Below are 15,004 nucleotides of genomic sequence, written 5' to 3'. Positions count from 1 at the left end.
TTTTCGCTTCGTTTTTGATTTTCGTTTGTCTTCACTATCAAGGATTCCCGATGAGCTCCACCAGTAACGCTCCCTTGCGCAGCCTCTATCCCCCCATCGAACCCTACGACCATGGCTTGCTGGACGTGGGTGATGGTCACCAGGTCTACTGGGAAGTCTGCGGCAATCCGAATGGCAAGCCGGTGGTGTTCCTGCACGGTGGCCCAGGTGGTGGCTGTGGTCCTTCGCACCGGCGCCTGTTCAACCCGGAGAAATACCGCATCGTGCTGTTCGACCAGCGTGGCTGTGGTCGCTCGCTGCCGCACGCCAATCTGGAAGCCAACACTACCTGGGATCTGGTGGCCGATATCGAACGCCTGCGCGAACTGCTGGGCATCGATCGCTGGCAGGTCTTCGGCGGTTCCTGGGGCAGCACCCTGGCGCTGGCGTATGCCCAGACCCATCCACAGCGCGTGACCGAATTGGTGTTGCGTGGCATCTTCCTGCTGCGCCAGGCTGAGCTGGATTGGTACTATCAGGAAGGCGCCTCGTGGATGGCGCCGGATCGCTGGGATGAATTCCTGGCACCGATCCCGGTGGCCGAGCGCGGCAATCTGGTTCATGCCTATCGCAAGCGCCTCACCGGTGACGACCAAGCCGCCAAGCTGCAGGCCGCACGCGCCTGGAGCCGCTGGGAAGCCAGCACCATCACGCTGGTGGCCGATGAACGTCTGATCGATTCGTTCAACGATGCGCAATTCGCGCTGGCCTTCGCGCGCATAGAGAACCACTACTTCTTCAACAAGGGCTTCATGGAGGAGGGCCAGTTGCTGACCAATGCATCGCGCCTGGAGGGCATCCCAGGTGTGATCGTGCAAGGCCGCTATGACCTGGCCACCCCGGCCAAGTCGGCCTGGGATCTGCACCAGGCCTGGCCGGGTTCGCAACTGCACCTGATCGACAGCGCCGGTCATGCCTATAACGAACCTGGCATCCTCGACCAGTTGATTGCGGCCACCGACCGTTTTGCTGATCGCTGATCGCTACATTCCCCGGTTCAGACGCTCTCCTCGCGGGAGCGTTTTTTTTATCCGTCTTTCTTGCGACTGCGCTTGCCGGCTGACTCATCCTTGGGCGTCGCTGTGATTGGCGGTGCGCTCGCATACACCTCTTCCAGTTGCGCCAGTCGTGCATTGAGCTTGCCCAGCACCGTGGTGAGCGCGCTGATCTCTTCTTCGTTCAACACCGTGAACAGGCCATCGATGAAGGTTTTCTTCACGGGTTCCGACGCCCGCAGCACTTCCTTGCCCGCCGCTGTCAAAGCGATGTACTTGACGCGCCGGTCATGAGTATCCGCGCTACGCAATACCAGCCCGTCGCGCTCCAATCCATCGATTGCCTCGGTGATGGTACGCGGCGCAAAGCCGAAGGCCGCGACCAGATCGGCCGCCCGCACCGGACTGTTGCGCTCGATGTGGCCGAGCATCTTGTTGCGGGACAAGGACGCACCTTCACCCGCCATGAGCTTGTCCAACGCGCGGTGCGAACGCACGTAGAAGTCGCGTAGCGCCTCGGCGGCGCTGCTGTGATCGTTTGTAAAGCGTGTAGACATAATTTTTCCAGATACCATATCATATGGTACCTCATTAATTTCTCTCTTCGCTTGATCGAAGTTGTATTGACGCTGTATTGATACCGTATTGCTCTGGTATCAAGAGCGTATTGAAACCGTATTGCACCGTATTGAATGGCCTTCCCCAGCCATTAACGCCCCGATATTAGGACAAAAAAGATGACCGACGCCATCTCCAGCAACCCAGAAGCCCAGCCACCGCAGCCCCAATCCGCCTCCACCGACAGCAACAACACGCCCCCCAAGAAACGCATGAGCCCACGCGCCCGCTTCGTGCTGCGCGCTCTGGGCCTGCTGGTGCTGGTGATCGTGGTGGCCTGGGTGCTGTACTACCAGTTCCGCGGCAAGTACCTGGAAAGCACCAACGATGCCTTCGTCCAGGCCGATAGCGTGACCGTTTCGTCCAAGGTCACCGGCTATGTGGACCAGGTGATGGTGGCCGACAACCAGGTCGTCAAGGCCGGTCAGCCGCTGGTGCGCATCGATGCCCGCGACTATTCGGCCCAGGCCGCCCAGGCCAAGGCCCAGATCGACGCCGCCGCCGCCAGCGAAGAAGCCGCCACCGCGCAACTGGCCGAGCAGCAGGCCGCCATCGACCAGGCCAAGGCCCAGTTGGCGGCCGCCCAGGATGATGATCGCTTCGCCACCGCCGAGGTCGAGCGCTACACCCCGCTGGCGGCCAGCGGCGCCGAAACCCGCGAACGCCTGACCACCCTGCGCAACCAGCAGGCCCAGGCACGCAGCACCCTGGCAGCGCGTCGCGCAGCATTGGAAGCGGCCCAGTTGCGCGTGCGTTCGCTGCAGGCGCAGGTGCGTCAGGCCCAGGCCCAGGGCGAAACGGCCAAGGCCCAGTATGACGCGGCCAGCGTCAATCTCGGCTATACCGAGATCCGCGCCAGTGTCGATGGCCGCATCGGCGACAAGCAGGTGCGGGTCGGTCAGTTCGTCTCGGCCGGCACGCGCTTGATGACCGTGGTGCCGACGCGCTTCTACGTCAACGCCAATTTCAAGGAAACCCAGATCGGCATCATGCGCATCGGCCAGCCCGCCACCATCAAGGTCGATGCCTTGCCGGGTGTGGAATTCCGGGGCCATGTAGAGAGTCTCTCGCCTGGCACCGGCGCTCAGTTCTCGCTGCTGCCGCCGCAGAATGCTACCGGCAACTTCACCAAGATCGTCCAGCGCGTCCCGGTGCGGGTGGCCATTGACGCCACCCCGGAACAAACTCGCGCCTTCGTGGCCGGCCTGTCGGTGACGGTAGAAGTCAATACCATTGGCGCCAAGGATGAACTGCGCACCCTGCGCGAGCGCAACAGCGAAACCAATGCCACCGGCACGGAGCCGCAGTGAGTAGCGCCCCCGCCAAGCCGCTAGCCGGTCCGGGCGCGCAGGAAGAAAAGGCCGATGCCGCCGCCTGGCTGGCGGTGGCGGCCGGCACCCTGGGGGCGCTCATGGCCACGCTGGATATTTCCATCGTCAACTCTTCACTGCCTACCATCCAGGGCGAGATCGGCGCTTCCGGCACCGAAGGTACCTGGATCGCCACCGCTTACCTGGTGGCCGAGATCGTCATCATTCCCATGTCGGCCTGGCTGGAACGACTGCTGGGCCTGCGCGTGCTGCTGCTTACTGCGGCCAGCCTGTTCACGCTGTTCTCGGTGCTGTGCGGTCTGTCCACCACGCTGCCGATGATGATCATCGGGCGGGTCGGGCAGGGCTTTACCGGTGGTGCGCTCATTCCTACGGCCATGACCATCATCGCCACCCGACTTCCGCGCTCACAGCAACCGGTGGGCAATGCCATGTTCGGCGCTACCGCCATCCTGGGTCCGGTGCTGGGGCCGGTGATGGGCGGTTGGCTGACCGAGAACGTGAGCTGGCACTACGCCTTCTTCATCAACCTGCCGGTGGGGGCAGCGCTCATCACCTTGCTGCTGGTGGCTATTCCCTATGAACGTCCCAAGTTCGAGCAATTGGCCCAGGCCGACTGGTTCGGCATCGCCGGCCTGGCGCTGGGGCTGGGCGGTCTGACGGTGGTGCTGGAGGAGGGCGAGCGCGAGCAGTGGTTCTCTTCGCCCGACATCCGCTGGCTAGCCGCCACGTCCTTGCTGGGCTTCATCCTCCTGGCCATCGGTCAGATGCGCTCGCGTCACCCGGTGATCCAGTTACGCTTGTTGCGCGACCGCCAGTTCGGCTCGGTGGTGATGATGGCCATGATCGTCGGCGTGGCGCTGTATGGCACCGCCTACGTGATCCCGCAGTTCCTCTCCGGCATTGCCGGCTACAACTCGCTGCAGTCGGGCTGGATCGTGCTGCTCTCGGGGGTGCCGATGATCCTGATGATGCCCTTCACGCCCTTGCTGATGCGGCGGGTCGATATCCGCATCGCGGTGGGAACCGGCTTCCTGCTGCTGGCGACCTCGGCCTTCCTCGAAACCGACCTGAGTCCTTTGTCCTACGGCGGCTCCTTCGTCGCCTCGCAGTTGATGCGCGGTTTGGGTACGGTGCTGGCCATGCTGTTCCTGAACCAGGCGGCGATCCGCTCGGTGCCGCCCGCGCAGGCCGGTGACGCTTCCGGGCTCTATAGCGCGGCGCGCAACCTGGGCGGTTCGCTGGCGCTGGCGGCCATCGCCGTGATCCAGGACCAGCGCCTGTGGCTGCATAGCCGGCGCCTGGAAGAGAGCCTCTCTGCCAATTCCGACCTGGTGCAGTCCAGCATCGCGGCCCAAGCGCACCTGCTGGGTGGCCAGGACGTAGCGATCCAGCTCATGGGCGCCACCATCCAGGCCCAGGCGCTGACCATGACCTATGCCGACCTGTTCTGGTTGTTGGGCGTGGCCATCGTCTGCGTCACGCCGCTGGTGCTGTTCCTGCGCCCCTTGCCAACCAACGCCGCACCGGTGGCTTCTCATTGATGATGATTATGTACAAGACCGATTCTTTCTTTCCCCGCGCCCGCCTGATCGCCCTGGCAGCGGCTGCGTTGCTGGCCGGCTGTGCGCTCGGCCCGGAATACGCCGGCCCGCCCGAAGCCGCACCGCAGGCTGCGCATAGGGGCCACTTCGTGCGCGCTGGCGATAGTGCCACTACCGCCATGCCGGTGAACCGCTGGTGGCAAGGTCTCAACGATGCGGAACTCGACAGCCTCATTGAACGCGCCTTGCAAGCCAATCCCAATCTCGGCATCGCCCGCGCCCGCCTGCAGCAATCGCGCGCCGGGCTGGAGCTGGAACAGGCCAACTCCGCCCCCAGCGTCGGCGCCTCGGCGCTAGCCGGCCATGCGCGCCTGCCACCGGCCAACCTCGGTGCGCTCACCGGCGGCTCCAGTTCCGGCAATGGTTCGGCCACCAGCGCCAATCTCTACAGTGCGGGCTTCGATGCCACTTGGGAAGCCGACCTCTTCGGTGCCCACCGCCGCGCCATCCAGGCCGCAGGCGCCACCGCGCAAGCCGCCGAGGCGTCGCTGGCCGATGTCCAGGTCAGCCTGGCCGCCGAAGTGGCCAATGCCTACATCAGCCTGCGTGACCTTCAGCAGCGCCTGGCCCTGGGCGAACAGGCGGTGCAGGCACAGGAGCAGATGCTCAAGCTCACCAGCCAGCGCGTGGCACGCGGCACGGCCTCTTCGCTGGAGCAGATCCGCATCCAGAACCAACTCGACGCCAGCCGCGCCGACCTGATCCCCCTGCAAGCCGATCGTGAGGCCTACCTGAACCAGCTAGCTACGCTGCTGGGCCAGGAGCCTGGCACGCTCGATAATGAACTCACGGCCACCGCGCCTGTGCCGTTGCCACCGCAGCAGGTCGCAGTAGGCGATCCGGTGACCCTGCTGCGGCGTCGACCCGACGTGCGCGCCGCCGAACGCACGTTGGCGGCCGACACTGCCAAGATCGGCCAGGCCGAGGCGGCGCGCTATCCCAGCCTGAAACTGTTTGGGGTGATCGGCCTGGGTGGCACGCATCCTTCGGACCTGACCCGACTGGATGATTTCGCCGCCATCGGTGCACCGATGCTGAGCTGGAACTTCCTCGACTTCGGCCGCGCCAAGGCGCGCGTCACGCAAGCCGAGAGGGTGCGTGACGAAGCCGAGATGAAGTACCGCCAAGCCGTGCTGGAAGCCTTGCGCGACGCCGAGGATTCCTTGTCGCGCTTCCGCTATGGCCGCGTCACGGTGGCCACCTTGGCGCGTACCAAGGCTTCTGCCGATCGCGCCCTGGAACTGGCGCGCCAGCGTTACCAGGCCGGTACCGGTACCTTGATCGAATTGCTCGATACCACGCGCCAGCAGATCACCGCCCAGCAGAACCTGCTGCAGGCCGAGGCCAATCTGACGCGCAGTTTCGTCGGCATCCAGAAGGCCCTGGGCCTGGGCTGGTCAGACCAGCAGAGCTGATCTCAGGCTTATTGTTGCTCATGCCGGCAGCGACCTGGTTCGCTGCTGGCCAGTAGTCCCTCTCTCGTCCCTCTCTCTTTCCCCTTTTTCTCCCACCTTCTCCAGCGCCGTGCAACGGCGTTGGCAGCAGCCCGTACCTGCGTCCAGGTGGCATTCCCGCGCTTTTTATTCCTGTCTTCACGTGCTGACGTGATGCAAAAAGCTTCAGCTTTTCCTGGTCTGGACAGCACCAAAAGACAATGTCCAGAACGGCGTAGGCCCCCGACAATGCGCCCCTACAAAAAGGCCGGTATCAGCCGGCATCAGGGAGACGACAACAAGGACGGGGTCGGACTGGCATTCCCGATCACCTGGCCAATTCCACATGATCGACCTAGGAAGGGAAGATGACGAATAAAAAGAAGCCGTCAAGGCAAGCCACGATGACGTCAACGGCGGGTTTGCAAAAGAAGCGCCTCTGCGGCGCTGTACTGCTGACCCTGGGCCTGCCGGCCAGCGCCCAGAGCTACGTCAACTATGACGGCAGCAGCAGCACCGATGTCGCCGCCGCCGTGGCCAGTTGGGCCGCCAATAGCGAATTCAAGACCGATTGGGGCTTGGGCGCGATGAATGCCCAGTATGCCTACGCGGCCGGGTTCTCGGGTCTGGGCATCAAGCTGGGTTCGGTCGATTCGGGGCTCTTGCTGACGCATGCCGAATTCGTCAGTCGCAACGTCAAGGCCCTGGCCGTCATCGGCACCTATGCCAACGATGGGTCGCAATACCAGAATGGCAGCCAGCCCTGGAAAGCCGGTGACGCCTTCAGCACCACCGGTGCAGTGAGCACGCTCAACGACAAGCACGGCAGTCATGTTTCCGGCTCCATTGCCGCGGCCAAGAATGGCGCGGGCATCATGGGCGTGGCCTTCGCCAGCGACTACTACATCACCAATACCAACGGCACCGACAGTTCGGTCTATGGCGTGAACATGGACTACAACTACTTCAAGGCGGCCTATGGCAACCTCGCCAGCGCCGGTGTGCGCGTCATCAACAGTAGCTGGGGCAGCCCTGATTCGCGCGATGACTTCGGCTCCATCGGCGGCGTGGCGGCGGCCTACCAGCGCCTGCAGGGTGGCGCCAAGAAGAGCTGGCTGGATGCGGCAGCCGACGTGGCGCAAGCATCCAATACCCTCATGGTGTGGGCGGCGGGCAATAGCAGTAAGAGCAACGTCAACATCCGCTCGGCCCTGCCGTATTTCAGGCCGGAGCTGGAACAGAACTGGATTGCGGTAGCCGCCGTCAACGCCAGCTCGGTCCTGCCCAGCTTTTCCAACCAGTGCGGCCTGGCCAAGTACTGGTGCCTGTCGGCACCGGGCTCGGCCATCCCCAGCCTGAACATCACGTCCGACACTGCTCTGGTGAACGCCTCCGGCACCTCCATGGCCGCGCCCCATGTCACCGGCGCCTTGGGTGTACTGATGGAGCGCTACCCCGACCTCGACAACCAGGCCATCCGCACCATCCTGCTGACTACCTCCACCCACCTGGGCGGTGGCGCGGTCGATGTGCCCAACGCCATGTTCGGCTGGGGCCTGCCCGATTTGAAGAAAGCCTTGAATGGACCGGCGCAACTACTGGGCGTCTTCAATGCCAACATTGGCAGCGGCCGCAGCGATACTTGGAGCAACGACATCTCCGAGGCCGCCTTGGTCCAGCGCAAGAGCGAAGAAAAGGCCCAACTGGCAGCCTGGCAGGCCTTGTCGGTGAGCACCCTTCAGGCGGCGGTGGACAGTGCCACCGCCCAGGTCACCAGCCGCGTCAACAGCGGCTACGATGCTGCCCTGGCGCTGGTGCAGACGCGCGCCCAGCGCAATGCCACCTACCAGGCCAGCAAGAAGAAGGAAGACAATACCGCCTTCCAGAATGCCGACAAGGCGGTCGCTGCCAATCCCTTGGCCGCGGCCATTCTCAAGCAATCCGGCACGGGAGCGTTGTTGAGCAAGGAGCAGTTGCTGACCTACGTGCTCTCTACCGACACCGATATGGTTGCCGCCAACCTGGCACTGGGCAACTACAAGGGGCAGACCGCCTACCTCGATGCGGTCCAGAAGAAGACCGATGCCGACTACGTGGGGACCTTGGTCAAAAGCGGCGCCGGCGTTCTCACGCTGTCCGGCAACAATAGCTATTCCGGGGGCACCCGTCTGGAGGGCGGTACGCTGGCGGTGGCGTCGGCGACGGCGCTGGGCAGCGGCGCCTTGGGCATGAACGATGGCACCACCCTGCGTGCCGCTGCGGATGGGCTCGCGCTGGGCAATGCAGTCAGCCTCCATGGCGAAGGGCGCATCGATACCCAGGCCTTCACGCTCACGCTCAACGCCGGCATCGCTGACGGCAGCGGCAAGGGTAGTCTGGTCAAGCAAGGCGAGGGCACGCTGCGTGTGCTCGGTCCGGTCCGCTACAGCGGCAATACCACCATCGCTGCCGGTACCCTCAGCGTGCCATCCTTTGCCCAGACCTCGGAGCAGATCCTGACCGTAGGTGTGGCCAGTGCGACCCAATACGGCAAGCTGGCCGTCACTGGCACGGCCAGCTTCGCCTCGGGTGCTCGACTGGCGGTTGACGTGAGCAAGGCCGCGACGCTGGCACGCGGCCAGACACTGGGCGGCGTCATCACGGCCGGCAGCCTCAGTGCGCCGAGCCTGAACGTCTCCGACAATTCGCTGCTGTTCGACTTCCGGCCTGTGGTTGCGAATAACGCGGTGGACCTGAACATCGTCGATGTGGTCAGCATCCAGCAGGTGGTCAAGGATACCCTGGCACCTGCCACTGTGGCAGCGGCTCCAGCTGCCGTCATCACGCCGACAGCAAGTACTCCGACAGCAAGCACTCCGACAGCAAGCACTCCGGCAGCAAGTACTCCGGCAGCAAGTACTCCGGCAGCAAGTACTCCGGTGGCAAGTACTCCGGTGGCAAGCAAGCCCGCAGCAAGCACCCCGGTAGCAAGTACGCTGGTAGCGCCACCACCAGCATTCCGAACCTCTCTGGCAATCGCCTCCGCAGTTGCCGCTACGCCGGTGGCGCCAGTGCTGGACCGGCAGATCCAGCATCCATCCAGCGGTGACATGGCCCAGGTCGTCACTGCGCTGGGTCGGTTGCCTGATGCCGCCAGCCTGATGCGTGCGGCCAGCCAGACCCTGCCCAGGAACGATAGCGCCAGTGCCATTCGTGGTAGCCAAGCCTCACTCAATCGGGTCATCGCCACGCGCGTCGAGACCGGCTCTTCCGGCATCGATGGCGTAGGCGTAGGCGCTGGCAGCGGCCTGGCCTACGGCGAGGCAGGGGCGGACCGCCAAGTCTGGATCATGCCCTTCGAATCGCGTACCAACCAGGGCGACCGGGGCGGCGCGTCCGGGTTCAGTGCCAGCACCTGGGGCATGGCTGCCGGCGCCGAGATGGAACTGGAGCGCGGACGCGTTGGCATCTCCTACGCCTATGCCGGCACCCGCACCAGCGGCAACACCGCCATCACCGGCACCGGCAGTCGCGGCCGCATCGAATCCAACATGCTGGCCCTATATGGCAGCGTGGCGCTGGGCGAGCTGGCGCTGGGCTGGCAGGCTGATCTGGGCTGGATCGGCAACCGCCTGAGCCGCGATCTGCAGTTCGGTGGTCTGAACCGCATCGCCAGCAGCCGCTATCACAGCTGGAGTGCGCATGTGGGTGCAAATGTGTCGCACACGTTGCCCTTGAGTGAAGTATTGGGTCTGGTACCTGCCTTGCAGCTCGACTACACCCGCCTGCAAAGCCCAGCCTACGCTGAGAGCGGGGCAGGTGATCTGAGTTTGTCGGTACAAGGCAAGCGCAGCCAGGCCTTGTTGCTGGGCGTGAGCACGCGGTTGAACTACGCTGTGACAGCCGCCTCCCAGATCAGCAGCTACCTCGGTGCCAGCTACGATGCCATCAACGACCGCGATGACTTGGTCGCCACCTACGCCGGGGCGCCGGGGCAAGCCTTTACCGCACCCGGTACGGCCCGCTCGGCGTGGCTGTTCAAGGCGGGCGTGAGCTATCGCTACCAGCTGATGGCGACGGCTGACATCACGTTGCGCTTGGATGCTGAAGGCCGCAGCGGTTTCATCAACCAGTCCGCCGCGCTCAAGGCCGGTTGGCGTTTCTGAACGCCTGATATGCCCCCCGGCCGCGATGGCGGCGGTCGGGTGGCGGTCACAGATCCTTGCTCAATTCCGTCACCAGGTAATCAAGGAAGATTTCCACGCTGCGCGGCAAGGTGCGTCCGGCCAGGGTCTGCACTTCCACGAAACGGCCATCGACCGGGCAATCACGGATCGGCCTCATGCTCAATTCGCCGCGTTCGATGCGATAACGCACGGTGACGTCACCGGTGATGGAAATCGCATCGTTGTCCAGCACGTAGTTGTGCAGCGACTGGATGTAGTTGCTGGTCATCACCGGTTCGATTACCACCTGCTGGCGACTGCAGGCGATGTCGAACAATTGCCGCAGCGTGGTGGTGGGGTCGGGCAGGGCCATCGGATAGGGTTTGAGCTGGGCCAGCGAGAGATGGCGAAAGCGCGCCAGTGGATGGTCGTTGCGCATGACCAGCGCAATCGGTCCGGGCTGGCGATGCACCACCTTGATTTCCGGCTCGGGCAGGCGCGAGAAGGTCAGCCCGATGTCGGCATTGCCTTCGCGCACCTGGCGCGCCACCATGGTCGGTATCCCCACGAAGAGCTGGAACACGAAACCCGGATATTGTTTCTGGAAGGTATTGATCACGCGCGGCAGGAAATCGATGGCAAAGCCCTCCGAGGATGCCAGCCGCACGCGCCCGCTGCGCAAGCCCTTCAAGGCCTGCAGGTCGGCCACCACGCGGTCGGCTTCCAGCGCCATCTTGCGCGCATGGGCCGCCAGCATCTCGCCTCCTGCCGAGAGCACCATGCCGCGCGGACGGCGCTCGAACAAGACCGTGTCGAGGATTTCTTCCAGGCTGCTGATCTGGCGGCTGATGGCCGAGCTGGCCACATTGAGGCGTTGCGAGGCCTCGCTGATGGAGCCGCAGCGCACCACTTCCAGGAAGTAACGCAGGGCAGTCTCTTGCAGGTGATGTGATTTCATGTGCTGTCTCGTTGGCGGCTGGCAACCGCTTGTTTGGGTAAAGAATGACCAATGCTGACCAGCACGGCATGAACAGTGCGGTACAAATTTCCATGGTTTATTTGGTGCGCACCTCACGCCTTTGGTGCAGTCCTGGCGTGCCTGTCACGCACTGCGATGCTGCACCTGCTTCAAGGCCCGCGACCCAGTGGCGATGCGCCTTTCATCGGGGTGGCTACATTGTGGTGCAGCATCCATGCCTTCCTTAAAAAGCAACGCAGACATAGAAATTCTATAATTGCGGCATCGATTAATCCTAGCCTAGTATGCCCTTCGACGTCGCGGTTTTTTTCAAACATCTCTTCTTCGAACTAAGGGGCTGGAATGAACGCAATACGCAAATCCATCATGGGCTGGTCGCGCTGTGCAGTGTTGGTGGGCGGGGCCTTGACGGCCTTGGCCGCCCATGCCAACAAGGCCAACGACACCCTGGTCTATGCCTCCGACAGCGAAGTCGAGAACATCAGCCAGTACCACAACAACCTGCGTGAAGGCGTGATCCTGGCGCACTTGATCTGGGATACGCTGATCTACCGCGATCCCAAGACCAACGAATACAAGCCGCAACTGGCCACCGCCTGGAAGTGGGAATCGCCCACCGCGCTGGTGCTGGACTTGCGCCAGGGCGTGCAATTCCAGAATGGCGACAAGTTCAGTGCCGACGATGTGGTGTTCACCTTCAACTATGCGGTCTCGCCTGAATCCAAGGCGGTCACGCGCCAGAACACCGACTGGATCAAGAGCGTGGACAAACTGGGCGAGTACCAGGTGCGCATCAACCTGAAGGGCCCGTTCCCGGCGGCGCTGGAATATCTGGCGGGCCCCTTGCCTATCTATCCCGCCGCCTACTTCAAGAAGGTCGGCCTGGAAGGCTTTTCCAAGGCGCCCATCGGCACCGGTCCCTACAAGGTCACCAGCGTCACGCCAGGGCAGGGCGTGACCCTGGTCAAGAACACCAACTACTTCAAGGATAGCCCGCAGGGCCAACCTTCCATCGGCAACATCAAGTTCGTGGTGATCCCTGATCCGGAAACCCGTGCCGCGCAACTGATGACCGGCGCCATCGACTGGATCTGGCGCGTGCCGCCGGACCAGGCCGATTCCCTCAAGACCAATCCCAAGTTGACCGTGCAGAGCGGCGAAACCATGCGGGTCGGTTTCATCACCCTGGATGTGACCGGTAGCTCGGCCCCCAATTCGCCCTTCAAGGATGTGCGCGTGCGCCAGGCGGTCAACTATGCGATCAATCGCAAGGGCTATGCCGACAACCTCATGCGTGGCGGCAGCCAGCCGGTCTATACGGCCTGCTTCCGCACCCAGTTCGGTTGCGACAGCAATGCCGCCATCAAGTACGACTACAACCCGGCCAAGGCCAAGGAATTGCTGGCGGCAGCCGGTTATCCCAACGGCTTCGATACCGACATCTATGCCTATCGCGAACGTGAAATCGCCGAAGCCATCATCGGCGACCTGCGCAAGGTCGGCATCCGTGCGCGCCTGCACTACATGAAGTTCGCCGCCCTGCAGACCGAGTACCGCAGCGGCAAGACGCCCATGAGTTTCTATTCCTGGGGCTCGTTCTCGATGAACGATACCTCGGCCTTCGCTGGTGTCTATTTCAAGGGTAGTGCGGACGACATCACCAAGGATCCGCAACTGCAGCAATACCTGCAGACCGCCGACACTTCGATCGATCCGGCCGTGCGCAAGGCCAACTACTCCAAGGCATTGGAACTGATTTCCAAGCAGGCCTACATCGCACCGATGTTCTCCTACTCGACCTATTACGCCTACAACGCCCAGCTCAAGTTCCAGGGCTATCCCGATGAGCTGCCGCGCTTTTACGAAGCGTCCTGGAAGTAAGCGCCGGGGTGCGCCGCCGGGCTCGCCCCTTCACCATGCCTCATGACTAGCCTCTGCAAGGAAGGGACGCCATGTTGATCTACATCCTGCGCCGCCTGGCCATCGCCCTGTGCGTGGCGCTGACGGTCTCCATCGTCAGCTTCACGCTGCTGCACATGTCGGGCGACCTGGCGGTGTCCATCGCCGGGCCGGAAGCCACCGCCGCCCAGGTCGAATCGGTGCGTACCCAGTTCGGCCTGGACCGTCCCATGGCCACGCAATACATGGATTGGCTGGGGCGTGCCGTGCGGCTTGATTTCGGCAATTCCTTCTACTTCCAGGGGCCGGTGATGGAAATGATCACCGAACGTCTGCCGATCACCTTCAAGCTCGGCGGCAGCGCCTTGTTGCTGGCTATCCTCACGGCCATCCCGCTGGGCGTGCTGGCGGCCATCTACCGCGATACCTGGCTGGACCGCATCGCGCTGCTGATCGCCGTAGTAGGGCAGGCCATGCCCAGCTTCTGGTTCGGCCTCACGCTGATACTGATCTTCGCGGTCACCCTGCACTGGCTGCCGGTGGCGGGCAATGAGAGCTGGCAGCACTTCATCCTGCCGGCAGTGGCGCTGGGCTATTACGCCATGCCGGCCATGATGCGTCTGACCCGCTCGGGGATGTTGGAAGTGCTGGGGTCGGATTACATCCGCACTGCCCGCGCCAAGGGCCTCTCCAAGTCGCGGGTGGTGTTCAAACATGCGCTGCGCAATGCCGTCATTCCGGTGGTGGCATTGGCGGCGGTGGAGTTGGGCTTCATGCTGGGCGGCTCGGTGGTGATCGAATCGGTGTATTCCATGCAGGGCCTGGGGCAGTTGGCCTGGGATGCCATCTCGCGCAATGACTATCCGGTGGTGCAGGCGGTGGTGCTGATCATCGCCATGTTCTACATCGGCCTGACCTTCCTGGCTGATGTCATCAATGCGCTGCTCGATCCGCGCATCCGTACCCGTTGATGTCGCTATCGATCATCAGGAATCTGCCATGAATGCGATCACTACTGCCACCCCTCCCACCATGACCTCCACTCCCGTGCTGCAAGCGGCACTGCCGCCGCTACCTGCCTGGCGCCGCCAGTTGCGTCGCCTGCTCGGCCATCGCGGCCTGATGCTGGGCGCCGCCGTGCTCGCCGTGATCGTGCTGGCGGCGATCTTTGCACCGTTGCTGGCGCCCCATGATCCCTTCGATCAGGATGTCACCGCGCGCCTGATCCCGCCCGTGTGGCAGGCCCAGGGCAGTTGGGAACACATCCTCGGCACCGACAAGCTGGGCCGCGATTACCTCTCGCGCCTGATCTTCGGCGCCCGCGTCTCGCTGACCATCGGCGTCGCCGCCGCGCTGATCTCGGGCCTGATCGGCACCACTCTGGGCGTGCTGGCCGGCTACTTCGGCGGACGCACCGATGCCGTCATCAGCTACCTCATCACTACCCGCCTGGCCATGCCGGTGGTGCTGGTGGCGCTGGCCATGGCCTCGCTGGTGGGTGGTTCGTTGAAGGTGGTGATCGTGTTGTTGGGCCTGCTGCTGTGGGACCGCTTTGCCGTGGTCACGCGCTCGGCCACGCAGCAGTTGCGCGATGCCGAATTCATCGCGGCGGCCAAGGCCATCGGCGCCTCCACGCCTTACATCCTGCTGCGCGAGATCCTGCCCAACATCATGGGCGCCTTGATCGTGGTGGCGACCTTGGAGATGGCCCACGCCATCCTGCTGGAAGCCACGCTGTCCTTTCTGGGGCTGGGCGTACAGCCGCCCACGCCGTCCTGGGGCCTGATGGTGGCCGAGGGCAAGACCTACATGTTCTTCAAGCCGTGGGTGATCGTCATTCCCGGCGTGGCGCTGGCGTTGCTGGTGCTGGCCATCAACCTGGTCGGCGATGGCCTGCGCGATGTGAATGCGCCCGATGGCCGTAACTGAAATCCCCACGCACCCACCGTACCCAAGGAGCA

General features: G+C 63.5%; 10 protein-coding genes. 8 read left to right on the top strand and 2 right to left on the bottom strand.

Annotation, left to right across the window (positions count from 1 at the left end; all coding sequences use genetic code 11):
- Positions 1-50: 50 nt before the first annotated feature.
- Entirely contained in the window at positions 51-1,019 is a 969-nt protein-coding gene (gene pip, locus RC54_RS16910) for a prolyl aminopeptidase (RefSeq protein WP_058896208.1), read from the top strand.
- A 47-nt stretch (positions 1,020-1,066) separates the two neighbouring features.
- On the opposite strand, the gene RC54_RS16905 is transcribed toward pip, so the two are convergent.
- The gene (locus tag RC54_RS16905; RefSeq protein WP_061790065.1) at positions 1,067-1,591 is read right to left on the bottom strand and encodes a MarR family winged helix-turn-helix transcriptional regulator; all 525 of its coding nucleotides are present in this window, start codon (positions 1,589-1,591) and stop codon (positions 1,067-1,069) included.
- 180 nt (positions 1,592-1,771) lie between these two features.
- Between RC54_RS16905 and RC54_RS16900 the strand changes: the two genes are divergently transcribed.
- The 4 genes from RC54_RS16900 (at position 1,772) to RC54_RS16885 (ending at position 10,165) form a co-directional block, all read left to right on the top strand.
- Complete coding sequence (locus tag RC54_RS16900; RefSeq protein WP_058896206.1) at positions 1,772-2,962, top strand: HlyD family secretion protein; 1,191 nt, start codon at positions 1,772-1,774, stop codon at positions 2,960-2,962.
- Positions 2,959-4,527 carry an MDR family MFS transporter gene (locus RC54_RS16895; RefSeq protein WP_058896205.1) on the top strand — a complete coding sequence of 523 codons (1,569 nt, stop codon included), beginning with the start codon at positions 2,959-2,961 and terminating at the stop codon, positions 4,525-4,527. Before RC54_RS16900 ends, RC54_RS16895 begins: the two co-directional genes overlap by 4 nt.
- Entirely contained in the window at positions 4,527-6,002 is a 1,476-nt protein-coding gene (locus RC54_RS16890) for an efflux transporter outer membrane subunit (protein WP_061790064.1), read from the top strand. Before RC54_RS16895 ends, RC54_RS16890 begins: the two co-directional genes overlap by 1 nt.
- 422 nt (positions 6,003-6,424) lie before the next feature.
- On the top strand, positions 6,425-10,165 hold the full coding sequence (locus RC54_RS16885) for a S8 family serine peptidase (RefSeq protein WP_244216363.1): 3,741 nt from the start codon (positions 6,425-6,427) through the stop codon (positions 10,163-10,165).
- A gap of 46 nt (positions 10,166-10,211) precedes the next feature.
- Here the strand turns inward: RC54_RS16885 and RC54_RS16880 are convergent, their stop codons facing one another.
- Positions 10,212-11,123, bottom strand: a complete 912-nt coding sequence (locus tag RC54_RS16880; RefSeq protein WP_058896203.1) for a LysR family transcriptional regulator — start codon at positions 11,121-11,123, stop codon at positions 10,212-10,214.
- 363 nt (positions 11,124-11,486) lie between these two features.
- Between RC54_RS16880 and RC54_RS16875 the strand changes: the two genes are divergently transcribed.
- The 3 genes from RC54_RS16875 (at position 11,487) to RC54_RS16865 (ending at position 14,972) form a co-directional block, all read left to right on the top strand.
- Positions 11,487-13,025 (top strand): ABC transporter substrate-binding protein, encoded by a 1,539-nt coding sequence (locus RC54_RS16875; protein ID WP_061790063.1) that lies wholly within the window; start codon positions 11,487-11,489, stop codon positions 13,023-13,025.
- Positions 13,026-13,096: 71 nt separating this feature from the next.
- Positions 13,097-14,014, top strand: coding sequence for an ABC transporter permease (locus RC54_RS16870; protein ID WP_017451563.1), 918 nt, complete (start codon positions 13,097-13,099; stop codon positions 14,012-14,014).
- A gap of 28 nt (positions 14,015-14,042) precedes the next feature.
- Positions 14,043-14,972, top strand: a complete 930-nt coding sequence (locus tag RC54_RS16865) for an ABC transporter permease (protein ID WP_058896201.1) — start codon at positions 14,043-14,045, stop codon at positions 14,970-14,972.
- The last annotated feature ends 32 nt before the right edge of the window (positions 14,973-15,004 follow it).

It is taken from the genome of Herbaspirillum rubrisubalbicans (genome assembly GCF_003719195.1).
GTDB classification, from domain to species: domain Bacteria; phylum Pseudomonadota; class Gammaproteobacteria; order Burkholderiales; family Burkholderiaceae_D; genus Herbaspirillum; species Herbaspirillum rubrisubalbicans.
The sequence above is the reverse complement of the archived record's forward strand: the minus strand, read 5'-3'. Positions and strand labels throughout refer to the sequence as shown.